The 25470-nt window shown below is 71.0% G+C and carries 26 protein-coding genes; 21 read left to right on the forward strand and 5 right to left on the reverse strand.

Annotation, left to right across the window (positions count from 1 at the left end; genetic code table 11):
* Nucleotides 1-645: MBL fold metallo-hydrolase (locus VK923_18030; protein ID HSJ46581.1), on the forward strand; the 645-nt coding region annotated here is incomplete at its 5' end.
* Between the two features lie 44 nt (nucleotides 646-689).
* Nucleotides 690-1631, forward strand: coding sequence for a DNA polymerase III subunit delta (gene holA, locus VK923_18035; GenBank protein ID HSJ46582.1), 942 nt, complete (start codon nucleotides 690-692; stop codon nucleotides 1629-1631).
* A 150-nt stretch (nucleotides 1632-1781) separates the two neighbouring features.
* On the opposite strand, the gene VK923_18040 is transcribed toward holA, so the two are convergent.
* Entirely contained in the window at nucleotides 1782-2585 is an 804-nt protein-coding gene (locus tag VK923_18040; GenBank protein ID HSJ46583.1) for an HAD-IIA family hydrolase, read from the reverse strand.
* Nucleotides 2586-2610: 25 nt separating this feature from the next.
* Nucleotides 2611-2871, reverse strand: a complete 261-nt coding sequence (rpsT, locus tag VK923_18045) for a 30S ribosomal protein S20 (GenBank protein HSJ46584.1) — start codon at nucleotides 2869-2871, stop codon at nucleotides 2611-2613.
* A 322-nt stretch (nucleotides 2872-3193) separates the two neighbouring features.
* Between rpsT and lepA the strand changes: the two genes are divergently transcribed.
* Both lepA and hemW read left to right on the forward strand, forming a co-directional pair.
* Nucleotides 3194-5023, forward strand: a complete 1830-nt coding sequence (gene lepA, locus VK923_18050) for a translation elongation factor 4 (GenBank protein ID HSJ46585.1) — start codon at nucleotides 3194-3196, stop codon at nucleotides 5021-5023.
* Nucleotides 5024-5028: 5 nt separating this feature from the next.
* Nucleotides 5029-6228, forward strand: coding sequence for a radical SAM family heme chaperone HemW (gene hemW / locus VK923_18055; GenBank protein ID HSJ46586.1), 1200 nt, complete (start codon nucleotides 5029-5031; stop codon nucleotides 6226-6228).
* Nucleotides 6229-6275: 47 nt separating this feature from the next.
* Here hemW and VK923_18060 read toward each other — a convergent pair whose 3' ends face one another.
* Nucleotides 6276-6722: an SRPBCC family protein gene (locus tag VK923_18060; protein HSJ46587.1), complete on the reverse strand. Its 447-nt coding sequence runs from the start codon at nucleotides 6720-6722 to the stop codon at nucleotides 6276-6278.
* A gap of 140 nt (nucleotides 6723-6862) precedes the next feature.
* Here VK923_18060 and VK923_18065 point away from each other — a divergent pair, with 140 nt between their 5' ends.
* The 14 genes from VK923_18065 (at nucleotide 6863) to uppS (ending at nucleotide 20305) form a co-directional block, all read left to right on the forward strand.
* Entirely contained in the window at nucleotides 6863-7066 is a 204-nt protein-coding gene (locus VK923_18065; GenBank protein ID HSJ46588.1) for a hypothetical protein, read from the forward strand.
* Nucleotides 7067-7421: 355 nt separating this feature from the next.
* Complete coding sequence (gene hrcA, locus VK923_18070; GenBank protein ID HSJ46589.1) at nucleotides 7422-8486, forward strand: heat-inducible transcriptional repressor HrcA; 1065 nt, start codon at nucleotides 7422-7424, stop codon at nucleotides 8484-8486.
* Nucleotides 8486-9607, forward strand: a complete 1122-nt coding sequence (locus VK923_18075) for a J domain-containing protein (GenBank protein HSJ46590.1) — start codon at nucleotides 8486-8488, stop codon at nucleotides 9605-9607. Before hrcA ends, VK923_18075 begins: the two co-directional genes overlap by 1 nt.
* 116 nt (nucleotides 9608-9723) lie before the next feature.
* Nucleotides 9724-11583, forward strand: coding sequence for a UvrD-helicase domain-containing protein (locus VK923_18080; GenBank protein ID HSJ46591.1), 1860 nt, complete (start codon nucleotides 9724-9726; stop codon nucleotides 11581-11583).
* Nucleotides 11580-13634: a prolyl oligopeptidase family serine peptidase gene (locus VK923_18085; protein HSJ46592.1), complete on the forward strand. Its 2055-nt coding sequence runs from the start codon at nucleotides 11580-11582 to the stop codon at nucleotides 13632-13634. Before VK923_18080 ends, VK923_18085 begins: the two co-directional genes overlap by 4 nt.
* A 5-nt stretch (nucleotides 13635-13639) precedes the next feature.
* Nucleotides 13640-13882: a hypothetical protein gene (locus VK923_18090; GenBank protein HSJ46593.1), complete on the forward strand. Its 243-nt coding sequence runs from the start codon at nucleotides 13640-13642 to the stop codon at nucleotides 13880-13882.
* Between the two features lie 4 nt (nucleotides 13883-13886).
* Nucleotides 13887-14297: an HIT family protein gene (locus VK923_18095; GenBank protein ID HSJ46594.1), complete on the forward strand. Its 411-nt coding sequence runs from the start codon at nucleotides 13887-13889 to the stop codon at nucleotides 14295-14297.
* An 84-nt stretch (nucleotides 14298-14381) separates the two neighbouring features.
* Nucleotides 14382-15371, forward strand: coding sequence for a PhoH family protein (locus VK923_18100; protein ID HSJ46595.1), 990 nt, complete (start codon nucleotides 14382-14384; stop codon nucleotides 15369-15371).
* 88 nt (nucleotides 15372-15459) lie between these two features.
* Complete coding sequence (gene ybeY / locus VK923_18105; protein HSJ46596.1) at nucleotides 15460-15930, forward strand: rRNA maturation RNase YbeY; 471 nt, start codon at nucleotides 15460-15462, stop codon at nucleotides 15928-15930.
* Entirely contained in the window at nucleotides 15927-17189 is a 1263-nt protein-coding gene (locus VK923_18110) for a CNNM domain-containing protein (protein ID HSJ46597.1), read from the forward strand. Before ybeY ends, VK923_18110 begins: the two co-directional genes overlap by 4 nt.
* Before the next feature lie 106 nt (nucleotides 17190-17295).
* Nucleotides 17296-17730 carry a cytidine deaminase gene (cdd, locus tag VK923_18115; GenBank protein HSJ46598.1) on the forward strand — a complete coding sequence of 145 codons (435 nt, stop codon included), beginning with the start codon at nucleotides 17296-17298 and terminating at the stop codon, nucleotides 17728-17730.
* Nucleotides 17727-18662 (forward strand): GTPase Era, encoded by a 936-nt coding sequence (era, locus tag VK923_18120; GenBank protein HSJ46599.1) that lies wholly within the window; start codon nucleotides 17727-17729, stop codon nucleotides 18660-18662. Before cdd ends, era begins: the two co-directional genes overlap by 4 nt.
* Before the next feature lie 186 nt (nucleotides 18663-18848).
* Complete coding sequence (gene recO / locus VK923_18125) at nucleotides 18849-19571, forward strand: DNA repair protein RecO (protein HSJ46600.1); 723 nt, start codon at nucleotides 18849-18851, stop codon at nucleotides 19569-19571.
* Entirely contained in the window at nucleotides 19568-20305 is a 738-nt protein-coding gene (uppS, locus tag VK923_18130; GenBank protein HSJ46601.1) for a polyprenyl diphosphate synthase, read from the forward strand. The genes recO and uppS overlap by 4 nt, the downstream gene beginning before the upstream one ends.
* A gap of 13 nt (nucleotides 20306-20318) precedes the next feature.
* On the opposite strand, the gene VK923_18135 is transcribed toward uppS, so the two are convergent.
* Nucleotides 20319-21032, reverse strand: a complete 714-nt coding sequence (locus VK923_18135) for an alpha/beta hydrolase (protein HSJ46602.1) — start codon at nucleotides 21030-21032, stop codon at nucleotides 20319-20321.
* A 337-nt stretch (nucleotides 21033-21369) separates the two neighbouring features.
* Here VK923_18135 and VK923_18140 point away from each other — a divergent pair, with 337 nt between their 5' ends.
* A complete protein-coding gene (locus tag VK923_18140; protein HSJ46603.1) occupies nucleotides 21370-21861 on the forward strand; it encodes a type 1 glutamine amidotransferase domain-containing protein in 492 nt (163 codons plus the stop codon).
* 35 nt (nucleotides 21862-21896) lie between these two features.
* On the opposite strand, the gene VK923_18145 is transcribed toward VK923_18140, so the two are convergent.
* Nucleotides 21897-23369: a fused MFS/spermidine synthase gene (locus VK923_18145; protein HSJ46604.1), complete on the reverse strand. Its 1473-nt coding sequence runs from the start codon at nucleotides 23367-23369 to the stop codon at nucleotides 21897-21899.
* Here VK923_18145 and VK923_18150 point away from each other — a divergent pair.
* A complete protein-coding gene (locus VK923_18150; protein HSJ46605.1) occupies nucleotides 23368-24513 on the forward strand; it encodes a DUF2332 domain-containing protein in 1146 nt (381 codons plus the stop codon). The two genes, VK923_18145 and VK923_18150, sit on opposite strands and share 2 nt — an antisense overlap.
* A 12-nt stretch (nucleotides 24514-24525) precedes the next feature.
* Nucleotides 24526-25470, forward strand: coding sequence for a deoxyribose-phosphate aldolase (gene deoC, locus VK923_18155; protein ID HSJ46606.1), 945 nt, complete (start codon nucleotides 24526-24528; stop codon nucleotides 25468-25470).

Raw genomic sequence — 25470 nt, forward strand, 5'->3', positions numbered from 1 at the left:
CGCAGCCGGCGGATCCGGGAGATCGAGGCGGTCGTGCTGACGCACGGCGACCACGACCACGCAGGCGGACTGGCGCGTGTGCTCCGGCGCCTGCGGGTCGGCATGTTCGTGGTCCCACTGGGCGATCCCGCCCTGCAGGATGCATCGGACAGCGCCCGCGAGGCCCTGGCGGTCGCACGGCAGCGCGACGTCCCGGTCGTGGCTGTGGCTGACGGGCAGCGCTTCGCACTCGGCGCGGCCCATGTCGACGTGCTGGCGCCGGCCGCGCCGCTCGTTCCCGGTGCCGCGCGCAACGCGCGGTCCATCGTGCTGCGTGTCGAGGACGCGCACGGCAGCATGCTGTTGACCGGTGACGCCGAGGACACCACGCAGCTCCGGCTGCTCGGTCGCCGATCGGAACTGCGCGCCGACGTGCTGAAGGTGCCCCACCACGGTGGGGCAACCAACACCGCGGGCTTCCTCGATGCCGTGGGAGCGCAGGTCGCGGTCATCTCGGTCGGTGCCGACAACACATACGGCCACCCCCACCCCGACACCGTCGCCGACATCGCACCGGTGCCGCTGTGGCGCACGGACCAGCACGGCACGGTCACCGTGACGCTCACGCCCGACGGGCCGGTGGTCGGCCCGGAACGCGCGTCCTGAGCTCGCCGGGGGGAGGACGAGCGCGGCCGTCTACACTGCCGTCGATGGCTGACCGCCCGCCCATGTACCTGTTCACCGGCTCCGAGGAGCTCCTGCTGCGACGCGCGGCGGCCCGTCTGCTCGAAGACCTCCGCGCCGGGGGGCCTGTCGAGCTCGTCGATGTGCGGGCGATCGAACTGCGCGAGCAGGGACTGCCGGACCTGCGCACCGGATCGCTGTTCGGCGACCGGCGGGTCGTACTGATCCGCGACGCACACGAGCTGCCTGCCGACATCACGGCGGGCCTGATCGCCGAGCTCGACGGCCCGCCACCCGAGGCGGTGGTGATCCTGCTGGCCACGGGAACGGGCCGGATCGTGAAGCTGGCCCGCCAGATCAAGGCCGCGGGCGGGCGGGTCGACGTCGCCCCTCCCCGTGACTGGGAGGACCGTAGGTGGGAGAACCTGGTCCGCGAGGAGTTCGCACTGCACAAGCGCCGCGCCGCGCCCGAGGCGGTCACCGCGATCCTCAATCACGCGGGCCTGGACGTGGCCCAGATCGCGGAGAAGGTCTCGCAGGCCGTGGCGGCGGCCGGCGACGGACCGATCAGCGAGGCCGACGTCGAGCGGGCGGTCGTCGGGCACGGCAGCCGCGGGTCGTTCGCGGTCGCCGACGCGATGTGCGAACGGCAGCCCGCGAAGGCGCTCGAGCTGCTGCGCGGCGTGCTCGAGACCGGCAGTGACCCGATCATGGTGCTGGGTGCGCTGGTCTACCGGGTGCGCAGCATCCTCGCCGTCGCGGGCAAGGTCGACGCCAAGCAGGTCGGCTTGCGGATCAGCGGGGGACAGGCGCGCCACCTGCAGGCCGCGCGCCGCAACTTCGGACCGGGCGAGCTGACCGGGGCGATGCGCACGCTCGCGGATGCTGACGTGCTGCTCAAGAGCGGCGATGTGCCACCCGAGCTCGTCATCGAACGCGCCGTCGTGCAGGTCGCGACCCGCGCCTGACCGTTACGGGGGCGCTGTTCCGCCGAGCACCAGGGCGCGCCGCGATCCACCCTTGCGTTGGTGCCGCGGGGTGGACGGAGGTTGTCGAGGTGCCGCGGTACCGCGCCTTGCGGCAACGACCGTACGTCGTTGCCCGAAGCGGAAGGTTGGTCAGGTGGGGTGAGGTGCAAGGAGGTCGTCGACCAGCGTGGCGAGGTCGTCGGCGACCCAGGTCGGGGCAGGCTCGGCGCCGCCGAGCTCGGACCGCGCCGTGACGCCTGTGAGTACCAGGGCGGTGTCCCAGCCAAGCGCGGCCGCGCCTGCGATGTCGGTCTCGAGCTTGTCGCCGATCATCAGCAGGTCGCCGGTCGGCAGGCGGGCTGCAGCGCTGGTGAACAACGCCGCCTCGGGCTTGCCCGCGACCTCGGCGCGGCGACCCGTGGCAGTCTCCAGTGCGGCCATGATGACCCCGGCGCCTGGGGAGATGCCATCGGCCGCGGGGTAGCTGTGGTCGGCGTTGCTCGCAATGAAGCGGGCGCCCGCGAGGAGCGCGCGGGTGCCGCGCACGAGCTTGTCGTAGGTCAGCTCGCGGTCGAGCCCGGTCAGGACCACTTCGGTGTCCTCCGGGTCGTCGACCAGCTTGCACCCGCGGGCGCGCACCGCATCGCGCAGCCCCTCCATGCCGATCACCATGCAGCGCGTACCCGGCTCGACGAGGTCGGCCGCGGCGATGGCCGAGGTCACGACCTCGTCGGCGTCGACCTCGAAGCCCATCGACTGGAGCTTGTCGGCGGTCTGCTGAGGCGTCCGGGTGGCGTTATTGGTCGCGAAGGTGACCCCGATGCCGGCCGCACGCAGCCGCTCGACAGCCTCACACGACCCGGGGACCGGATCGTTCTCGCGGTAGCAGACGCCATCGAGGTCGATGACGACGCCGGCGTACGGCGGACCGTCGCCATCAGTGGGCGGGCGCAAGGGCGACCGGCTGGTGGGTCGGACGTCAGCTGCGCTGAAGCCGCTTTGCCATCCTGGCCTTGTGGTTGGCGGCGTGGTTCGGGTGCACGACGCGGCGGCGCGCGGCACGGTCGAGCCTGCTCGCAGCGACGTTGTAGGCGGCCTGCGCGGCCCGTTCGTCGCCGCTGTCGACGGCGGTGTTGAAGCGCTTGAGAGCGGTCTTGATGGCGCTGCGGGCCGCCTTGTTGCGGACCCGTGCGGCCTCGTTCTGCCTGTTGCGCTTGATCTGGCTGGCGATGTTGGCCATGCGGTGGAACGCCTTCGTGCTCGTGGAATGTCCGAATCCGTCCGCTGAGCTGATGTGCCGTGTCGTGAGAGGAACCAGGCTCAGCAAGGTGGCGCGCGACAACGCCGCGCGGGCGAAAGTCTAGCGCGTCGGGCCCGGCACCCGCACCTCGCCCCGCGGCTAGCATCACAGGCAACCCCCGCTCGCTTCCCACACGCGAAGGACCCCGGCTACGCATGACCTCAGACAGCGGCAGCGGTAGGTCGCGTGGCCTGACCTCAGACAGCGGCAGCGGTAGGTCGCGTGGCCTGACCTCAGACAGCCCAGTGGTGGCCGACGTCACATGACACCCACCGAGCGCATCCGCAACTTCGCGATCATCGCCCACGTCGATCACGGCAAGTCGACATTGGCCGACCGCATGCTGCAGCTGACCGGGTTGGTCGAGGCCCGCACCATGCGCGCCCAGTACCTGGACCGCATGGAGTTGGAGCGGGAGCGCGGTATCACGATCAAGGCCCAGGCCGTGCGGATGCCGTACCGCGCGGTGGATGACGGTGAGTACGTGCTCAACCTCATCGACACGCCGGGCCACGTCGACTTCTCCTACGAGGTCAGCCGGGCGATGAACGCCTGCGAGGGGGCCGTGCTGCTCGTCGACGCCGCGCAGGGCATGCAGGCCCAGACGATCGCGAACCTCTACCTCGCGGTCGAGGCCGGGCTCGAGGTCATCCCAGTGCTCAACAAGATCGACCTGCCCGCCGCCCGTCCGGAGCAGGTCGCCGAGGAGATCGCGTCGCTGCTCGGCGGCGACCCCGCCGACATCCTCGCGGTGTCGGCGAAGACCGGCGACGGTGTGCCCGAGGTGCTGGAGCGGATCGTCGAGCAGGTGCCGCCGCCGACGGGGCGCTCCGACCGGCCGCTGCGGGCACTGATCTTCGACTCGGTCTACGACAGCTACCGTGGCGTCATCACCTACGTCCGCGTCGTCGACGGCGAGATCCGCCCGGGCACCGAGGTGCGGCTGATGGCCACCGGGTTCACCAACCAGGTGGACGAGCTGTGCGTCATCTCACCGGAGCCGATCCCTGCCGACGTGCTCGGTCCGGGTGAGGTCGGCTATCTCACCGCGGCGATCAAGGAGGTCGAGCTCGCACGCGTCGGTGACACCATCACCACCGTCGCGGACCCGGCTCCGGCGCCGCTGCCGGGGTACCGCGAGCCGACGCCGATGGTCTTCAGCGGGATGTACCCCCTGGACTCCGGTGACTTCCCGGACCTGCGCGACGCCCTGGACAAGCTGCGCCTGAACGACGCCAGCTTCACCTTCGAGCCGGAAACGTCGGCAGCGCTTGGCTTCGGCTTCCGCTGCGGGTTCCTCGGGCTGCTCCACATGGAGATCATCTCGGAGCGGCTCGACCGTGAGTTCGACATCCCGTTGGTGACGACCGCACCGAACGTGCGCTACGAGGTCCACATCGACCCCGGCATGCGCATCGATGACGAGCCGGCCGTCATCGATGTGTCCAACCCCGCCGAGCTCCCGGCGCCCAACCGCATCGCCGAGATCCGCGAGCCGGTCGTCGACGCGATGATCATCGTGCCCAGCGAGTACATCGGTGCGGTCATGCAGCTGTGCGAGGGCCGTCGCGGCGACATGCTGCGGATGGAGTACCTGTCGCCCGAGCGCGTCGAACTGCGCTACCGGCTGCCACTGGCGGAGATCATCGTCGATTTCTTCGACCGGCTGAAGTCCCAGACCCGCGGCTACGGCTCGCTGGACTACGAGCCGGCCGGGCGGGCCAAGGCCGACCTGGTGAAGGTCGACGTCCTGCTCAACGGAGACCCGGTCGACGCGTTCAGTGCGATCGTGCACCGGGAGAAGGCGTACGAGTACGGCAAGCGGATGGTCGGCCGGCTGCGCGAGCTCATCCCGCGCCAGATGTTCGACGTACCCATTCAGGCGGCCATCGGGTCGCGGGTCATCGCGCGCGAGACCGTCAAGGCGCGACGCAAGGACGTGCTGGCCAAGTGCTACGGCGGTGACGTCACGCGGAAGCGCAAGCTGCTGGAGAAGCAGAAGGAGGGCAAGCGGCGCATGAAGAACGTCGGCGCGGTCGAGATCCCACAGGAGGCGTTCGTCGCCGCGCTCAGCGTGGGCGACGACGCCTGACCGGCATGGGTGGTCCCGCCGCCGGCACCGTCGGCAATCGACGCGCGCGGGCGCGGACAGCCGGCGCGGGGATCTATCTGCACGTCCCCTTCTGCTGGCGACGCTGTCACTACTGCGACTTCAACACCTACGCGGACCGCGACGCCCTGATCCCGGACTACGTCGTCGCGTTGCACGCAGACGTCGATGCGGTCGCGGACGCCGGGCCAGCGGCGCTCGCCCCTCCCCATGCTGACGTCGACGTCTGCTGGCCGACCTTCGACAGCCTGTTCATCGGCGGTGGCACGCCGACGCTGGTGCCCGCTGCCGACCTCGCCGGCGTCGTCCGGCACGTCGTCGACCGGTTCCCGTTGGCCGAGGACGCCGAGGTCACCGTCGAGGCCAATCCCGAGACCGTCGACGTCGTGGAACTGCGGGCCCTCGCAGGCGCCGGGGTCAACCGGGTCTCGATCGGGGCGCAGTCGTTCGTGCCGCACGTGCTGGACGCACTCGGGCGCTGGCACGAGCTCGAGGCACCGCTTCGCGCCGTCGATGCGTGCCGATGGGCCGGGATCGACAACGTGAGCCTTGACCTGATCTACGGCACGCCAGGCGAATCGTCGAAGGACTGGGAGCACAGCGTCCGCACAGCGCTGGACACCGGTATCGGGCACCTGTCAGCGTACGCACTCACCGTCGAGCCGAGCACCGAGTACGCACGGCGTGTCCGGCTGGGCATCGCGGCTGCGCCCGACGACGACGTCCAGGCCGAGCGCATGGAGCAGGTCGACGCATGGGCCGCTGACGCGGGGCTCGCGCGCTACGAGCTGTCGAACTGGGCCTGGCCGGGGAAGGAATCGGTGCACAACCGCCTCTACTGGCGTGGCGGCGACTGGCTGGGCATCGGCGCCGGTGCGCACGGCCACTGGCAGGGACGCCGGTGGTGGACGGTGCGCACCCCCGAGCGCTACGTCCGTGCCGCGCTTGACGGCGGGTCGCCGGTCGCGGGGTTCGAGGTCACCGACGACGGCCAGCGCCGCGCCGAGCGCCTCATGATGGGCCTGCGCCTGACCGAGGGCGTCGGCAGGGCGGCTGTCGCCCCGCTCGACGACCGCGTGGTGGCGGATCTCGTCGCCGCCGGTCTGCTGCGTGACGACCCCGAACGCCTGGTGCTGACCTCCGATGGCATGCGCCTGGCCTCTTCGGTCACCCTTCAGCTGCTGTGATCGACGAGCGCTCCGCCACGTCGGCGGCCCCGGCTGCGGCCGCTGGCTCAACCGCTGTGCGCGGCGCAGGCAGCGCGCAGACCCTCGGCCTCCATGGCCATGTACCGCGCGGCGCGCTTGGCGATCAGCCTGCCGGCCAGGCCGCCGAAGACGCCCTTCATCTCCACCGAGGTGTCGACGCGGGTCGTCGCGGCGTCGACTGCTGTGAGGTGGTGCGTCGCGGTCGACGTCGCGCCCGGTGACCGTGACACCCACGTCCAGCTGCGCCCGGGCGTGAGCTCGGTTACCTCCCACGTCGCGTTGGGCAGGCGAGGCTGGGAGATCCAGACCTGTGAGCCGAGCTGCAGCGGCTCGCCCTCGATCGCGCCGCCGGAGGCGGCGAGGTCGACGTGGTCCATCGACTCCATCCACTGGGGCCACCGCTCGACGTCGGTGTAGACCCGCCACACGAGGTCGATCGGCGCCTGGATCTCGGCGCTGTGCGTGATCCGCATGGCTCAATGGTGCCCGCTGCGCGCAGGCGCCGAGGACACCCCCGGTGTCCGACGGACACCGTCGAACCTGTCCCTCGCACGCCGGATGTGTCCTTGGGGCGCCGCAGGTGTCCCTCGACCGGCCGCATAGGGGTCGGGACATGGACCTGCGTTGCGCGATCGTCGCCGTGGCCATGCTGGCCGCCGCGGCGTGCGGCGGCGATGACAGGCTCGCCAGCGCGGCACGGCCACCGGCAGCGCGTCGGCGTCCCCTTCCGCGACCGACGCCGCCGAGCAGCGGGTACCCCGACATCGTGAAGGTCGAGATCACCGCGCCGGGGCGGGAACGTTCGACCTCGCCGTGACCGTGTGTCGCCGTACGACTCGCCCCGCCGGTACACGGACGGCCGGCGGGTGTTCGCGCCCGACGGCACCGAGCTCGGTGTCCACACGCTCATGCATGACCACGCGGGCGAGCAGCCATTCACGCGCACGCAGACAGGAGTGGACATTCCAGCCGGCGTCGACGAGGTCACCGTCCAGGGCCGCGACCAGCGCTACGGGTTCGGTGGGAGGACGGCGACGGTCGAGGTCCCACGCTGGGCGGGCCGGCCCGTGCCGATCCGATACCATTGCAGGGGACGGCCCGGTCGCTCCGATCGCCCCGGCGACCGATACCATTTCCAGTTGCACCCTCATCGCCCGCCGGGGAGGTGACCCATGGCCGCCGAGCAACTTGACACGCGCAAGGAAGCGATCCTGCGCGCGATCGTGCGTGACTTCATCCTCGACGGCCAGCCGGTCGGCTCCAAGCGTGTCGTCGAGGAGCTCAACCTGGCCGTGTCAGCGGCGACCGTACGCGCCGAGATGGTGGAGCTCGAGCAGGCCGGCCTGATCCGCCAGCCGCACACGTCGGCGGGGCGCATCCCCACCGACGCGGGCTACCGCTACTACGTCGACCACCTGACGTCGCTCGAGCTCGCCAAGCCGGCCCAGCCCGATGCGGTCGACCAGACGCTGCTGCGGGCGACGGACGTCGAGGACCTGCTGCGGCGGACGTCGTCGGTGCTGTCACGCTTGACGCGCCTGACGGCGCTGGTGACAGCCCCCCGCCTGGACCGCAGCAAGCTGCGTCACATCGAGCTCGTGTCGCTGAGCCCGCACGCGATCCTCCTGGTCTTCATCGCCGACACCGGCCGTGTGGAGAAACGCATCCTGGACATGGCCGACCCCGTCGCGGATGACGATGTCCAGCGCGCCCGTTACGTGGTCAACGACGCCGCGTCGGGATTGCGCCTGACCGACGTCCACGACGCGATCGCCGGCGTGTCACTGGCTGCGCCGACTTACCTGCAGCCGTTGCTCGACCGGGTGGCCACGACGATCCGCGCCGGCGCGACCGCTGCCGTCCCCGAGGCCGACAGGGTCTTCGTCGGCGGGGCGGCGCAGCTCGCGCTGCGGGCGACCGACGAGACCGTCGACCGGCTCGGCAGCGTCTACGACATGCTCGAGGAGCAGGTGGTGCTGCTCAGCATGCTGCGTGAGGCGCTCAAGCAGGACGACCTAGCCGTGCGCATCGGCAGCGAGCTGCCCGTCGACGAGCTCTCGCCGTTCTCGATGGTCGCGTCGACCTACGGCGCCAGCGGCGAGGCGCTCGGCTCCCTCGGCCTGCTCGGTCCGACCCGGATGGATTACGGCCAGGCGATGACGACCGTGCGTGCGGTCGCGAACTCCCTCGAGCGAGCGCTCGCTGCGCTCACTGGCACCGGCACTACGGAATCGTGATGGCTGCGCGTGACCTCTACGAGATCCTGGGCGTCCCGCAGGACGCGGACCAGGAGACCATCAAGCGGGCCTACCGGCGCAAGGCCCGGCAGCTGCACCCCGACGCGGGTGGCAACGAGGACGGCTTCAAGGAGCTGACCACCGCCTACGAGGTGCTGCGCAACCCTGACACCCGCGCCAACTACGACCGCTTCGGCGACCCCCGTGGTCCCGGCGGTGCGGCCGGTGGCGATCCGTTCGCCGGTTTCGGCGACCTGTCGGATCTGATCGACTCGTTCTTCGGCGGCGGCTTCGGGGGGCGCGGGACCACCCGCACCACGTCGACCGCCGGCCGCGACGCGCTGATCGACCTCACGATCGACCTCCAGGAGGCCGCCGAGGGTGTGCGGCGCGAGCTCGACGTCGACGTGATGCGCACCTGCGAGACGTGTGGCGGAAGCGGTGACGCCGAGGGCAGGGGCGCCGTGCGCTGCAGCACCTGCAACGGCACCGGCGGCGTGCAGCAGGTGACCCGCAGCATCTTCGGGCAGATGCTGACCACGTCGACCTGCCCCACGTGCCGTGGCTCGGGCCGGCAGATCGAGCATCCCTGTCCTGCCTGCAGGGGTGAGGGACGGCGGCGCACCCAGGAGACGGTGACCGTCGACGTCCCACCCGGCGTCGACACGGGCACCCGGCTGCGTCTTGCCGGTCGCGGCGAGGCCGGTCGCATGGGTGCGCGCAGCGGGGACCTGTTCGTGCGGATCCGCGTCGAGCCCCACGACGTGTTCGAGCGTGAAGGCAACGATCTGCACTGCCGCCTGCGCCTGCCGATGGTCCAGGCGGTGCTGGGGGTGGACATCGAGATCCCGACCATCGACGGGTCGCACACGCTGACCGTGCCGCCAGGCACCCAGCCCGACACGGTGCTGACGGTGCGCCGCGCCGGCATGCCGAAGCTCAACGGCGGCGGTGCCCGCGGCGACCTGTACGTCCACTGCCAGGTCGAGATCCCCACTGGGCTCGACGAAGAGCAGAAGAACCTCGTGCGGGAACTCGCGGAGCGCCGCGGCGAGGACCAGCCGGGATCGTCGACCGATCGCGGGCTGTTCGATCGACTGCGGGGCGTGTTCGGCACCTGAGAGGTCGAGGATCGACCGGGGTGATGGGCGAGCGCCGCCAAGCGGTGGACAGGGACGACCGGGGTGATGGCGAGCGCGGGCGAGCGGTGGGCGGGGACGGACCGGGTGCACGCGCGGTGACCGACCAGACAGAGCTCCAGCGCGAGCAGCGGCACGTCGACCGTGCGTACGCCCGGCTCGAGGTGCTGCGCCGCCGTGCCGCGGAGCGGTCGGCCGGTGTGCTGGCACAGGGACGAGGCGGTACCCACCAGGCCCGTCACGATCGCGACGCCCTGGTCCGCTCGACGCTTCACCGCCTCGACCAGATCGACGCCGCCGAATACGGACTGGTGTTCGGGCGCATCGACGAGCGCGACGGCGATGCCTGGCACATCGGGCGGCTCGGCATCAGCGACGAGGGCTACGAGCCGCTGGTCGTCGACTGGCGGGCGCCGATCGCCGCGGCGTTCTACCGAGCGACGCCGCTGGAGCCGATGGGGCTGCGCCGCCGCCGCCACGTGCACATGCGCCAACGCCGGGTCGTCGGGCTCGACGACGAACTGCTCGACGTCGACGCGGCTCGGGACGGGGATGACTCGCTCGTCGGCGAGGCCGCGCTGCTGGCGGCTTTGGCGCGTCCCCGCGGTGACCGCATGGGCGACATCGTCGCGACCATCCAGCGCGAGCAGGACGAGGTGATCCGTGCGCCGCTCGACGGTGTGACGGTGGTCCAGGGTGGGCCGGGCACCGGCAAGACCGCAGTGGCGCTGCACCGCGTCGCCTACCTGCTCTACACGAACCGGGAGCGGATCGCGCACAGTGGCGTGCTGATCATCGGCCCCAGCGCCAGATTCCTGCGCTACATCGGGGACGTGCTGCCCGGCCTCGGGGAGCGATCGGTCCGCATGGCCCGGGTCGTCGACCTGCTCGGCGAGGATCTCGTCACACTCGACGAGTCGCCGGCCCTGCAGCGCATCAAGGGTGACGCGCGCATGGCGACGGTCCTGGACCGCCTGGCGCGTCGGTGGCCGTGGTCGCGGGTCCGCGATGACGACTGGGACGACCTGCCCGGGACGATGCTGCGGGTGCTGCTGTCCGACCATGACCTGCTGCGGCGCGTCGCCGGTGACGTGCTGCCCGCCGACGCGATCGCCACGCTGGCCGGCACCGTGCGCGACGGATGGACCGAGGCGGACATCGCGCTGCTGGACGCGCTCTTGGTGACGGTGGAGCGTCGTCGTCCGAAGCGGGAACGTGGCCGTGACGAGGAGCGACGCATCGCTGAGACGATCGACACGCTCGATGTCGACCACGGGCGCCGCGCCGAGGTGCGGCGGCTCCTGCGGCGCCAGATCCAGCCGGACGTCACCGGCGACGACGACGTGTACGGCCATATCGTCGTCGACGAGGCGCAGGAGCTGTCGCCGATGCAGTGGCGGATGCTGGTCCGCCGCTGCCCGTCGGGGTCGATGACGGTCGTCGGCGACCTCGATCAGGCGATGAGCGCGACGGCGCTCCACGACTGGGAGGAGCTGGCGCCCCGCCTGCCCGGGCGCCTGTCCGTGCACGAGCTGACCGTCAACTACCGCACGCCGGTCGAGATCATGGCCCACGTCGAGCAGCAGACGGCCATCACCGGCATCCGCTATCACCCGCCGCAGTCGGTCCGCTCCAGCGGTCGGGAGCCGCAGATCGTCCCCGTGACGGTGGATGGCGTTGGGCAGGCCGTCCACGAGGCACTGGCTGCGGTCGCTGAGGAGCCCGGCACCGTGGCGGTGATCGCAGCGACGACGTTGACCGACCTGGTGGCCTCCGCGATCGACGACGAGGTGCCGGTCGTCACCGCGCGCCAGGCCAAAGGGCTCGAGTTCGACGCGGTCGTCCTCGTCGGACCCAGCCAGATCGCCGAGGAGGCCAGCGGTGGCGCTGCGCTGTACGTGGCGCTGACCAGGGCGACCCGCGACCTGACCGTCCTCGACGTCAAGGAGCCTGCGTGACCACCTTGGCCTACCCGACGGCGACGCCGGGCGACCAGGTCGACGACTACCACGGAACGAACGTCGCCGACCCCTACCGCTGGCTCGAGGCCGCTGACGCGCCGGAGACCCGTTTCTGGATCGCCGCCCAGCAGCGGCTGACGGCATCGTGGTTGGCGGGCTGTGACACACGTGAGGCCATGCGCGAGCGCCTCACGGAGCTGTGGGACCATCCCCGGCGGGGGACTCCGTGGCGGCGCGGAGACCGCTGGTTCCAGCTGCGCAACACCGGGCTGCAGGCGCAGGAGGTCCTGTGGGCGATGGCGTCGCCCGACGACGAGGGCCGGGTGCTGCTGGATCCCAACACCTGGTCCGACGACGGCACGGCGGCACTGACCGGCCTGTCGGTCAGCCACGACGGTCGGTGGCTGGCCTACGCGCGCAGCGACCATGGATCGGACTGGATGACGTGGCGCGTGCGCAACCTCGACGAGGACGACGACCGGCCTGACGTCATCACGTGGAGCAAGTTCTCCACCGCGGCGTGGGCGCCGGACGGCTCCGGCTTCTACTACGCCGCCTACGATCCGCCCGTCGATGGCGGCGCCTACTCCGACACCAACACCGACCAGCGTCTGTGCTTCCACCGCGTCGGCGACGTACAGGAGGACGACACGGTCGTCTACGTCCGGCCCGACCAGCCGGAGTGGGGGTACCGGCCGTGGGTCTCTCACGACGGACGATGGCTGGTCGTGACGATCTGGCAGGGCACGGACCCGCGCACGAGGGTGTACCTCGCCGACCTCGACGCTGGTGGCGACATCGAGCCGCTGCTCGACGATTTCGACGCCGAGTACGACTGCATCGGCGCGGTCGGCGACACGCTGTACGTGCTCACCGACCGCGACGTGCCCAACCGAAGGGTCGTGGCCATCGACGTCGCGGCGCCCGATCCCGAGTGCTGGCGTGACGTCGTGCCCGCCGTCGACGACGCCATCGACGAAGCGGCGCTCGTCGGTGGGCGCATCGTCACCGTCCGCCTGCACCACGCCAGCCACCGGATCGCGCTACACGACCTCGACGGCACCCCGCAGGGCGACGTCGACCTCGGCGAGTTCGGCTCGGTCGCCGGCCTGACCGGTCTGCCGGACGACCCGATGGCCCACATCAGCTGGACGACGTTCACACAGCCGACGCGTGTGCTCGCCGTCGACGTGGCCTCGGCGGCGGTGGGGGAGATCTTCCGTCCGAATCTGCCCCCGTCTCCAGTCGACCTGGTCACCACCCAGACCTTCGTCGCGTCGTCCGACGGCACGCAGGTACCGATGTTCCTGATCCACCGCGCCGACCGGGAGCCCAGGCCGACGGCCACCATCCTCTACGGGTACGGCGGGTTCGGGATCTCGCTGACCCCGGCCTTCAGCGTGCTGCGCACCGTGTGGGTCGAGCGCGGCGGCGTGCTGGCGGTCGCGAACCTCCGCGGCGGAGGGGAGTACGGCACAGCGTGGCACGACGCGGGGCGCCTCGACAACAAGCAGCAGGTCTTCGACGACGCCATCGCGTGCGCGCAGTGGCTGATCGACATGGGCTGGACCGCCACCGACCAGCTTGCGATCCAGGGCGGCTCCAATGGCGGGCTGCTGGTCGGGGCGTGCATCACCCAACACCCGGAGCTGTTCGGCGCCGCGGTGGCCCACGTCGGCGTGTTCGACATGCTGCGGTTCCACCGCTTCACGATCGGGTGGGCGTGGCGCAGCGACTACGGTGACCCCGACGATCCCGACCAGTTCGCCACCTTGTTCGCGTACTCGCCGCTGCACAGGATCACCCCCGGTACCGCCTACCCGGCGACGCTGATCGTCACGGGTGACCATGACGATCGGGTCGTGCCAGGCCACTCCTTCAAGTTCGCCGCGACCCTGCAGGCCGCACAGGCGGGATCGGCGCCGATCCTGCTCAGGGTCGACACATCGGCCGGCCACGGGGCGGGTAAGCCCACGACCAAGCTGATCGACGAGTCCGCCGACGTGCTCGCCTTCTGTGAGCACGCGCTGCGGCCACGAGGAGACTGACACCGATGAGCGGTACCAACGCCAACCAGGTCGTCTGCCCCCGGTGCGGGGAGGTGCGCCTCGAGACCCCACCGGGCACGACAGCGTTGCCCACGCTGGGGATGGCACGCAAAGCGGCCGGCGTGGCCGGGGAGTGCGACTGCGGTCGCGCACCGCACGAACGCCCCGGCGCACTGGCTCACGAGCCCGGCGACCCCGTCGGCCCCGGCAGCGTCACGCGCTCGTCCGTCGACGGCGACCCGGAGTGAGCTGATGCCGTCGGTCTTCACCCGCATCATCGAAGGTGACCTGCCCGGCCGGTTCGTCCACCGCGACGACCGGTGCGTGGCGTTCCTGTCCGTCAACCCGCTGCGCCCGGGCCACGTGCTGGTGGTGCCCCGAGTCGAGGTCGAGCACTGGATCGACCTCGACGCCGACGAATGGCACCACCTCACCGCGGTCTCCCAGCGCCTGGCCGCGGCCCTGCAGCGCGCCTACCAACCATCGAAGGTCGGCATGATGCTGGCCGGTCTCGAGGTGCCCCACGTCCACATCCACCTCGTGCCGATCGATCACGTGCACGACCTCGACTTCGGCAACGCCGATCCCGACCCCAACCCGGCGGATCTCGACGCGGCGGCGGAGAAGGTCCGGGCCGCGATCGACACCCTCGACGGCGGGTGAGTCGACCGAACCTGGGCGTTCCACCCGCCCGCTGCCGCGGATAGACTCTTGAGTCGACGACCGCCCAACCGACAAGAGTCATCGTTGCCGAGTACGACCAGCATCAAGACATCCATCCCTGTCGAGCACTCGATGCTGTCCCTGCTGGGAACAGGTGATTCGCTGTTGCGGATCGTCGAGAGCGCGTTCGACGTCGAGATCCTCGTTCGTGGCAATGAGGTCACCATCTCGGGTCCCGACATCGAGGTGCGCCAGGTGTCGCGCATCTTCGGCGAGTTCGTCAAGCTGCTCGAACGCGGGTACGAGCTCGACGAGTCGCTTGTGCGCGGCACCATCGACATGGTGCTGGACGACGCGGCTGTCAGCCCCGCCGAGGTGCTCGGCGACACGGCCCTGTCGCACCGCGGGCGCGCGATCAGACCCAAGACACCAGGGCAGCGGACCTACCTCGACGCCATCCGGTCGAACACCGTCGTGTTCGCCATCGGCCCGGCGGGCACCGGCAAGACCTACCTCGCGATGGCCACGGCCGTCGAGGCGCTGCGCCGCAAGGAGGTCAACCGGATCCTGCTGACCCGTCCGGCGGTCGAGGCGGGCGAGCGGCTGGGGTTCCTGCCCGGCACGCTGTACGAGAAGATCGACCCGTACCTGCGGCCGCTGTTCGACGCGCTCCACGACATGATGGACGCCGAGCAGCTGACCATGCTGTTGGAGCGGGGCACGATCGAGGTCGCGCCACTGGCGTACATGCGTGGACGTACCCTCAACGACAGCTTCATCGTGCTCGACGAGGCGCAGAACACGACCGCCGAGCAGATGAAGATGTTCCTGACTCGCCTCGGCTTCGGGTCGAAGGCAGTTGTCACCGGTGACATCACGCAGGTGGACCTGCCGTCGGGTCGCCGGTCCGGATTGCGGGTGGTCCGCGACGTGCTCGCGGACATCGACGGCGTCACGTTCGCCGAGCTGACTGGTCGCGACGTGGTCCGCCACCGCATCGTGCAGCAGATCGTCGAGGCGTACGAACGCCACGACACAGGGGAAGGGACGGAGGGTGGAATCCGCCAGTCCTGAGCCGTCCCGAACGCGTGCGAGAAGGCACGCGACCGGGACGGCCGTCCAGGGCCCGGTTGCCGCGGACGACCGGTCGCGGCGACCGTACGTGGCACTCGACACGCCGACGCACACCGTCACCGTGGTCGACGAGCAGCAGCTGCCGGTCGACACCGACCGACTGGCCCGCCTGGCGCATGACGTCCTGCGCCGCCTCGACGTGCCCGTCGAGCTCGAGCTGTCGGTCACGTGCGTCGATCGCGAGCGGATCGGCGAGCTCAACGCGGCGCACATGGGCAACGAGGGCCCGACCGACGTGCTGGCGTTCCCGATCGACGACCCCGACGACGTGACCGCGGGTGTGCCGGGCCTGCTCGGCGATGTCGTGCTGTGTCCCGCTGTGGCCGGACAGCAGGCCGGTGAGCACGGTCGAAGCGCGCAGGCCGAGCTCGACCTGCTGCTCGTCCACGGTGTGCTGCACCTGCTGGGGCACGATCATGCCGGGGCGGGTGAGCGGGAGCGGATGTTCGGCCTCACCGATGAGCTGCTCGTGGCCTTCGCCGCCGGTGGGACATCATGACGACCACGCTGTGGCTGCTGACCGCCACGGCGGTGGTCCTGCTGGTGCTCGCCGCCGTCTTCGAGACCGCTGCCGGCTCCATCGCTCGGACCAGCGCGCCGCGCGCGGAGAAGCTCACCGCCGACCGCGTGCCGGGCGCCGAGGTGCTGCTGCGGCTCGTCACCGAGCTGCCCCAGACCCTGGCCGTGCTGTCGCTGCTGACCACGGTGCTGCGCACCGCGTACGTCGTGACGCTCGTCGTGGTCGCCGTCGACCTCGTCGGCGCGGGCGCCGGTCCCGCCGCCGGCGCCGTGGTCGCCGTGCTGACGCTGTACGTCGTCGCTGACGTCGTGCCGGCCCGGCTCGTCGCGACGCAGCCCGAGCGGATGGCCGCCCGGCTGGCACGCATCGTACGCTGGCCGGTCGTGGCCCTCGGACCGGTCGCGCGCCTCATGGGCCGGGTCGGCAGCACCTTCACGCCCGGTGACGACGACCACCCACCGCTGGTGGTCACGACCGAGCAGCTGCGCGACCTCGTCGACGTCGCCGGAGCGGAGGGCACGTTGACGGCGTCGCGCTACGCGATGCTGATCGCGGTGTTCGACATCGATGACACGGTCGTGCGCGAGGTGATGGTGCCGCGCCCCGACATGATCTCCGTGGCGTCGAAGGCCCCGCTGGACGAGGTGGTCGAGGTGATCCTTGCCGCGGGCCACTCGCGGATCCCGGTGCACGGCGACGACCGCGACGAGATCGAGGGGATCATCTACGCCAAGGACATCCTTGCGCTGTTGCACACGGGGGAGATCCGACCGTGGACCGAGCTGATGCGGCCGCCGCTGGTCGTGCCCGAGCTCAAGAGCGTCGAGGAGCTGCTGCGCGAGCTGCAGGTCGCGCAGGTCCACCTGGCGGTCGTCGTCGACGAGTACGGGGCGACGGTCGGGCTGATCACGATCGAGGACATCCTCGAGGAGCTCGTCGGCGAGATCGTCGACGAGTACGACGAGGAGCTGCCGCTGGTCGAGGTGCTCGACGACGACCGGTGGCGGGTGGACGCGCGGTTGCCCGTCGACGACCTGGCGGAGCTGGTCGACACCCGGCTGCCCGACGACGAGTGGGACACCGTCGGTGGCCTGCTGTTCGGGCTGCTCGGTCACATCGCGACCCCCGGCGAACGGGTGGCGGTCGACGGCATCCAGCTGACCGCTGAACAGATCAGGGGCCGGCGGATCGCGCAGGTGCTCGTCGAGCGCTGTGACGACGAGGCCGCGGAGTCGTGAGTCCCACGGCGGCGCTGCTATCGTCGCCGCGTGATCGATGAGCGTGAGACCGATCGCGGTCCGGCCGGACCGTGACCGTGCGTCGTGCCGGTCGGGTGGGGCAGGCATGACTGTGGTGCGCTCACTGGCCTCGCTGGCCCCCGACGAGCGTGCGCTGGTCGATGCCGCCCGCGACGCCAGGGTCCGTGCCTACGCGCCCTACTCGGACTTCCAGGTCGGCGCGGCGCTGCGTACGGCGAACGGCCGCACCATCGTGGGCGCCAACGTCGAGAACGCGTCGTACCCGGTGACCATCTGCGCCGAGCGGGTCGCGATGTCCCACGCCGTCGTCCAGGGCGAGCGTGCGTTCACCCACATCGCGGTGATGGGCTCCAGCGAGCAGATCTGCACGCCCTGTGGCATGTGCCGGCAGTTCATGTTCGAGTTCGCACCCGACCTCGTTGTGCTCGCCGCCGGCGCCCGCGGCAGCGTGGCACGGTACGTCCTGAGCACCGACCTGCTGCCGGGCGGGTTCGGTTCCGCGGCGCTGGGGGGCACGTGAGCGCGGAGCACGAGGCTGCCGACGACCGGGCAGGTGCGGCGGATGCGCCAGCGCTGCGGTCGGGGTTCGTGTCGATCGTCGGTCGGCCCAACGTCGGCAAGTCCACGCTGCTCAACGCACTGGTGGGCGTGCCGGTGGCGATCACGACGCCGGTGCCCCAGACGACCCGGCACGCGGTTCGGGGCGTGCTGCACGACGACGGGGTGCAGGTGGTGTTCGTCGACACGCCCGGGCTGCACAAGCCCCGGACGCTGCTGGGGACCCGGCTGAACGAGGTGGCCCGCGAGTCCGTCGCCGACGTCGACTTGCTGCTGTTCGTCGTCGACGCCGCCGGCGGGATCGGCTCGGGGGACCGGTTCGTGGCCGGCCTGCTCACCGACCATGCCGATCGCACGATCGCCGTCGTCAACAAGATCGACTGCATCTCCAAGGCGGCGCAGCTGCCCGCGATCGAGGCCGTGGCGCAGCTCGCGCTGTGGGCAGAGGTCGTCCCGGTGTCAGCGAAGACAGGCGAAGGCGTCGACGTGGTGCGCCGCCTGATCGTCGATCGCATGCCCGAGGGCCCGCCCTACTTCCCGCCCGAGCAGATCACCGACCAGACCATCGAACAGCGCGTTGCCGAGCACATCCGTGAGCAGGCGATCATCCGCATGCGCGAGGAGGTTCCGCACTCGGTCGCGGTCAGCGTCGACGAGATGGTGCCGGGTGCGTCCGAGGACGTGACGGTCGTCCACGCCACGATCTTCGTCGAGCGCGACTCGCAGAAGGGCATCGTCATCGGCCGGCGCGGTGCAGTGCTGCGCGACATCGGCGCCGGCGCTCGGCCCGACGTCGAGAAGCAGCTGGGCACCCGGGTCTACCTCGAGCTGCGGGTCAAGCTGCTCAAGGACTGGCAGGGCAACCCGCGCGCGCTGGACCGCCTGGGCTACTGATCCGGTCTGCCGTGGCTGGCAGGGCCGTGGGTGTGTGGCGGTTGGTGCCGGGTGGCCGGTGTGGGTTGCCACGGTGATGGGTGTGTGGCGGTTGGTGCCGGGTGGCCGGTGTGGGTTGCGACGGTCGGGAGGTCCACACCCCGCGTGCGGGTGAACGCTGCGGCGACGCCGTAGCCTGTGGTACCTATGGCGCTGTTCCGCGAGCAGGGTGTGGTCCTGCGCACCTGGAAGCTCGGTGAGACCGACCGCATCGTGAACCTGCTGACCGCCGGTCGCGGGAAGGTGCGCGCGGTCGCCAAGGGCGTACGCAAGCCGGGATCGCGCTTCGGTGGGCGCCTCGAGCCGTTCAGCCATGTCGACCTGCAGCTGTACGAGGGTCGCAACCTCGACATCGTCACCCAGGTCGAGCTGATCGACGGCTTCGCGCCGGTGCGGGCGGACTACGCACTGTCCGCGTGCGGTTCGGGCATGGTCGAGGCCGCCGATGTGATCGCGCAGGAGGGCGAGCGCTCGAACCGGCTGTACGTGCTGTTGCTCGACGGCTTGCGCCAGCTCGCTGCGGGACCGGCGTGGCCGGCGACGGTGCTCGACGCCTACCTGCTGCGCCTGGCCTCGGTCGCGGGCTACCACCCCCAACTCGACGCGTGCGCGGGGTGTGGGACGCCGGGGCCTCACGACATCTTCCACCTCGCCGCCGGCGGCGTCGTGTGCTTCCGCTGCGCGCCCGGCGGCACCCGTCCGCTCGACCCGCGGACCATCGCGCTGCTGCGGACGCTGGCTGGCGCCGACTGGGGCGCCGGCGCCAGGGTCGACCAGCGTTCCCGCCGTGCCGTCAGCGCGCTGATCAACAGCTACCTGGCCTACCACCTCGGGCGGTCGCTGAAGGCGTGGGAGCTGGTGCCGCGATGACCGTCACCGAGGACGCCGTCGAGATCGATCCCGACCGGGTGCCCGCCCACGTCGCGATCATCATGGACGGCAACGGCCGCTGGGCGGGTGAGCGGGGACTGCCGCGGCGAGCCGGTCATGAAGCTGGTGAGCACGCGCTGTTCGACACGGTCGAGGGCGCGCTCGAGCTCGGGATCCGATGGCTGACGGTCTACGCGTTCTCAACCGAGAACTGGCGCCGTCCGCCCAGCGAGGTCCGGTTCATCATGAACTTCAACCGCGACCTGTTGCGCCGCCGCACCGGCGAGCTCGACGCCCGGCGGGTGCGCATCCGCTTCATCGGGCGCCAGACCCGGCCTATCCCCGCCAGCCTGCGCCGGTTGATGGCCGACAGCGAGGCGCGAACCAGCCACCACCGGCGCATGACCCTGCAGATCGCGTTCAACTACGGTGGTCGCGCCGAGCTGGCGGACGCGGCGCGTGAGCTGGCCCGCGAGGCCGTGGCAGGTGAGATCGACCCCGACAAGATCGACGAGTCGGCCGTCGAGCGGCACCTGTACACGACGGACGCCCCCGACGTCGATCTCCTGATCCGCACGTCCGGCGAGCAGCGGCTGTCGAACTACCTTCCATGGCAGGCCGCTTACGCCGAGCTCGTGTTCACCCCGCTGAACTGGCCGGACTTCGATCGTCACGCGCTGCGCGCCGCACTGACTGACTATCAGCAGCGCGCCAGGCGGTTCGGCAGAGTGTGATGCCCGGTGGCCGTCACACGTCCAGAGACGCCATGAACCCTCTGAGGAGACCGGCGAACCGATCGGGTTGCTCGAGGTTGGGCAGGTGCGCGGCACCATCGATCTCGACCAGGTGTGCCTGCGGTAGCCCAGCGGCCAGGTGCAGCGCCTGCTCGTCCTTGCCTGGCGCATCGTGACGGCCGACCAGCACCAGCGCCGGGATGTCGATGTCGGCCAGCCGATCGCGGACCAGGGGTTCGACCAGCTGCGCGTCACCCTGGTCCGCACGCATCTGCTCGGCCTGCCGTGGCAGCAGTTCATCGAGCCATCCGGCGACCGTTGCGCGCACATCGGGATCAACCAGGGACGGGTCCCGCCCGACACCGTCGACCCACCAGCGCAGGTTGATCTCCCGCGCCCGATCGATGTCACCGGCGATCAGGGCCTCCTCCTCGGCGCCGAGGTCCGCTCTGACGTCGTCGCTCAGCGGCACGCCTGGCACGGCGGATCCGACCAGCACCATCGCCTGTACCCGCTCCGGTGCGGTGATGGCCGTGTCGAGCACGATGCGCCCGCCGTTGGACGCACCGACGAGCACGGCGCGTTCGAGCCCAGCGTGGTCGAGCACGGCCAGCAGGTCGTCGTGGTCGAAGTAGTCCCGGGTTGCATCGGGGGAGCGCCCGAAGCCCTGGCGTCGTAGCGCACCACCCGGTGACGGTCGGCGAGCGCGACGAACTCGCGATCCCACATGCGCCGATCGGCGATGCCTGCATGGACGAGGCCGACCGCCGGGCTGCCGTCGCCGGCGGACTCAACGTGCAGATCGGTGATCACGCGGCCTCCCTGAGCCCCGGTTCCAGGGCCTCAGCCTACGTATCGGCCGCCCACGTTTCTGTCCGGCGGAGCCGGTCCGCCAGCCGTTCGTGGATCCAGGCCCGCGGGGTTTCTGGTGTCTGGCTTCGGGAACCCCACATGTGAAGCCAATCACGAAGAAGCGCGAGGTTCCCATGGCACACGATCTCACGGGAAAGACGTCGCTTTCCTCGTCGCGAACGAGGGCATCGAGCAGGTGGAGCTGACAGAGCCTGGAAGGCCGTGACCGAGGCAGGCGCGACCGCCAGACTGCTGGCCCCGGAGCCCGGGAACGCGCCGGCGTTCGACCACTTGGACAAGCCGAGACGTTCGACGTCGATGTCGCCGTCGCCGATGCCACGGTCGACGACTACGACGGACTCGTCCTGCCCGGTGGCGTCGCGAACCCCGACGCACTGCGGCTCGACGCCGATGCCGTGCAGTTCGTCCGTGACTTCTTCGCCGCCGGCAAGCCTGTCGGCGCCATCTGCCACGCCCCCTGGATGCTGGTGGAGGCAGAGGTCGTCGACGGCCGCACGGTCACGTCGTGGCCGAGCCTGGCGACCGACATCCGCAACGCCGGTGGCACCTGGGTCGACGATGAGGTCGTCGTGGACGGAGGGCTGGTCACCAGCCGCAATCCCGGCGATCTGCCAGCGTTCAACTCCAAGATCACCGAGGAGTTCGCCGAGGGTGAGCACGAGGTCCAGGCTGCGTCGGTCTGACACGACGGCACTCGCGCCGTGCCCGCGCGGTCGCTTCAGCCCGTCGTCGGCCGGGGTTCGAGCAGCTGGTCGACCGGCGCGTAGTCGTCGGTCAGTACCGGCGCGTCGCCGGTGAAGCTGTCGAGCACAGCGTCAGTGATGATCACGTCGTCAGCGGCGCGGGCCTCGAGGCGTTCGGCGACACCGTCGGCCTCGACGACGCCGCCCACCATCACGAAGTTGCCGCCGACCGCGCCGTCGAGCCGCTCGGGTGGCGCGACGACCGCCACATCGTCGAAGACCGCGTCCAGCGTCGCCGCCTCTGCGCGGGCGAACGCCAGGGGCGGGTGGTCGATCATGTTCAGCACGTACACGCCGCCCGGGCGCAGCACCCGGTCGATCTCCTCGATGAACTCGGTGGTCGTCAGGTGCCACGGCACCGCGAGGCCACCGAAGGCATCTCCGATGACCACGTCGCGCGAGTCGTCGGGCAGGTCGGCGATGCCCAGGCGAGCGTCGCCGGCGCGGACGCGCAGGTCGGGACCGGTGCGCAGCCCGAGCTCCTCACGGGCCAACGCGATCAGCTCCGGGTCGAGCTCCAGCACGAGGCTGTCGGTGCCGGGCCGGGTCGCCGCCAGGTAGCGCGGCAGCGTGAACCCGCCGCCACCGATGTGGAGCACGTCGAGGGGCTCCGGTGGCGCGAACGTCGCGTCGATCACGTCGATGACGTCGCGCGCGTAGTCGAACTCGAGGTGGGTCGGGTCGTCGAGATCGACATAGCTGTGGCGCAGGGTGTCGAGGACCAGCAGCCGGCCGCCGTCGGCCTGTTCGTCGGGGATGACCGATGCACAGAAGTACGCGGTCTCGTGCTCACACGGTGTGCCCAGGAACAGCCCAAGCCCGGCGATGGCGACAGCGCCCAGCATGACCGCTGACGGCGATCCCGGGTCCTGGCGGGGCAGCCACACCCACAGCCCAACGCCCCCCGCGACCAGCACGCTGCCCAAGGCGATGACGATTGGCGGGGTCGGGAACGCCGCGATCAGCACGAACCCCGTCACGAAGGTCCCGAACAGCGCCCCGATCGTGCTGATCGCCGACAGCCGGCCGACCGTGCGCCCGGTCTCGTGCAGGCTGTAGAGCTGGATCTTGACCACCATCGGGGTGACCGCCGACAGCACCGTCGCGGGGGCGAAGAACCCGAGCAGTGCCAGCGTGACGATCGTGAACGGGTTGCGTCCGGCGAGCGCTGGGCCGAACAGGCGCACGACCGGCAGGCACGCCAGTGCGAGCAGCCCGCCGATCGCGATGACCGGGCCGAGCAGCATCCGCGGATCTCGGGCGTCGGCCCGGCGGCCTCCCCACCAGGCGCCGAGCGCGATGCCCGCCAGGACGGTGCCGATGATGCCCGTGTAGGTCTCGAGCGTGACGCCGACGTACGGTGCCAGCAGGCGTCCCGCCAGGATCTCGAGCATCAGGACGCCCGCGGAGGTGGCGAACACGATGACGGACGAGAGCAGCGCAGGCATGGCCGACAGTATGCCGAGTGGCGTGGTCGTGGCCGCCGCGGCCAACGCTCTACCTGCGGAACCGCCCGCCGACGAGCCGCGGTGCCACACGGCGTGGCAGCTGCTGGTGCAGGCACGCTCCTGCGCGGCGATGGGGTCACCGCTGTACGGCCACCTGCTCGAGCGGGCCGCGGCGGACTGCGAGGCCGGCGGACCGACGTGGGCGCTGCTGCGTGCCCACGCCGCGCCCGGCCGCGGGGACGCGCTCGCCCTGCGGCTCATGGCCGCCGTCCACCGTCTGGTGCTGGAACGACGTGTGCCCCACCTGGCCACCTTCTACCCGAGTGTGGGTGGGACCGGAGCGGTGGACGGGGTGTGGGAGGCCTTCCGTGCGACGCTGGAGGACCATGCCGGCGATCTCACCCCGCTGATCGGACAGCCCTGTCAGACCAACGAGGTCGGCCGGAGCGCGGCGCTGCTGCTCGGGCTGTTCGACGTCGCCCGCCGGACGGGGCTGCCCCTGCGCCTGCGCGAGGTCGGTGCGAGCGCGGGGCTCAACCTGCGGTGTGACCGCTTCCTCGTCGGCGGTGGCGGGGTCACCATCGGGGATCCGGACAGCCCGGTCGATCTGTCGTCGCACTGGCGGACGCCTCCGCCCTGGACGCCCGCGCCGCTGGACGTCGTCGACCGCCGGGGCTGCGACCGGTCACCGGTCGATCCGACGACCAACGATGGCCGGCTCACGCTGACGGCATCGGTGTGGGCCGACCAGCGGGAGCGCCACGCGCGCCTGCGCGGGGCGCTCGAGCTCGCCCGGCGGATTCCTGCCGAGGTCGACCGCGCGTCGCTCGAGGTATGGACACGTGCGCAGCTCGCCGACCTGGCGGACGGGGTGGCGACCGTGGTCTTCCACTCGATCGTCCTGGAGTACGTGGACGATGGGGCGCGTGCGGCGTTCGTCGAGGCCCTGCACAACGCAGGCGCCCGGGCGACGGCCCACCGCCCGCTCGCCTGGGTGCGACTCGAGCCGATCAGCCACCTGCGCCACCACGGCGTTCAGGTGGACCTGTGGCCGGACGGGAGCAGTCGCACGCTGGCGCGGTCCGGGGCGCACGGCACGGATGTCGACTGGCTCGGTGACGAGGACACCGCGGCACGCGGGTAGCCTGCAACCACCATGACGACCGTGACCAAGCCGCACGATCTCGTGACGTCCGACGCGGCGTTGCGCCGCTTCCTGCACGGTCTGCCCGGCGTGGACCAGGTCGGCGCCGAGGCTCGCGCTGCAGCGCTGGCGACGCGGTCGATCAAGCGCGACGCCAAGCTGTGGGCGATCGACCTCGCGATCGGCGTCACCGATCTGACCACGCTGGAAGGCGCGGACACACCCGGCAAGGTTCGGGCGCTGTGTGCGAAGGCGGTGCGTCCGGACGCGACCGACGACACGGTGCCCCACACGGCCGCTGTGTGCGTCTACCCGGACATGGTGGCCGAAGCGGTCGCGCGCACCGCCGGCAGCGGCGTGCAGGTGGCGTCGGTGGCCACCGCGTTCCCGTCGGGTCGGGCGTCGCTTGACGTCAAGCTCGCGGACACGCGCGAGGCCGTGGAGGCCGGCGCGCACGAGATCGACATGGTCATCGACCGCGGTGCCTTTCTGGCCGGCAGGTACGGCGCAGTCGCAAAGGAGATCGTTGCCACGAAGGAGGCGTGCAGCGACGCTCACCTGAAGGTCATCCTCGAGACCGGTGAGCTCGCCACCCTGGACAACGTGCGCCGCGCGTCCTGGCTGGCGATGTTGGCCGGCGCCGACTTCATCAAGACGTCGACCGGCAAGATCGCCCCGGCATCGACCCGCCCGGTCGTCCTGGTGATGCTCGAGGCGGTCCGCGACGCCGAGGCCATGCTCGAGCGCCGTGTCGGGGTCAAGGCTGCCGGCGGGATCCGCACCACCAAGGATGCCATCCGCTACCTCGTACTCGTCAACGAGATCGCCGGGCCGGAGTGGCTGACGCCGGAGCTGTTCAGGATCGGCGCGTCGAGCCTGCTCAACGACCTGCTCATGCAACGGGTCAAGCAGCGGACCGGCGCGTACGCGGGGCCCGACTACTTCACGATCGACTGA

The organism is Euzebyales bacterium (assembly GCA_035461305.1).
Classification (GTDB): Bacteria; Actinomycetota; Nitriliruptoria; order Euzebyales; family JAHELV01; genus JAHELV01.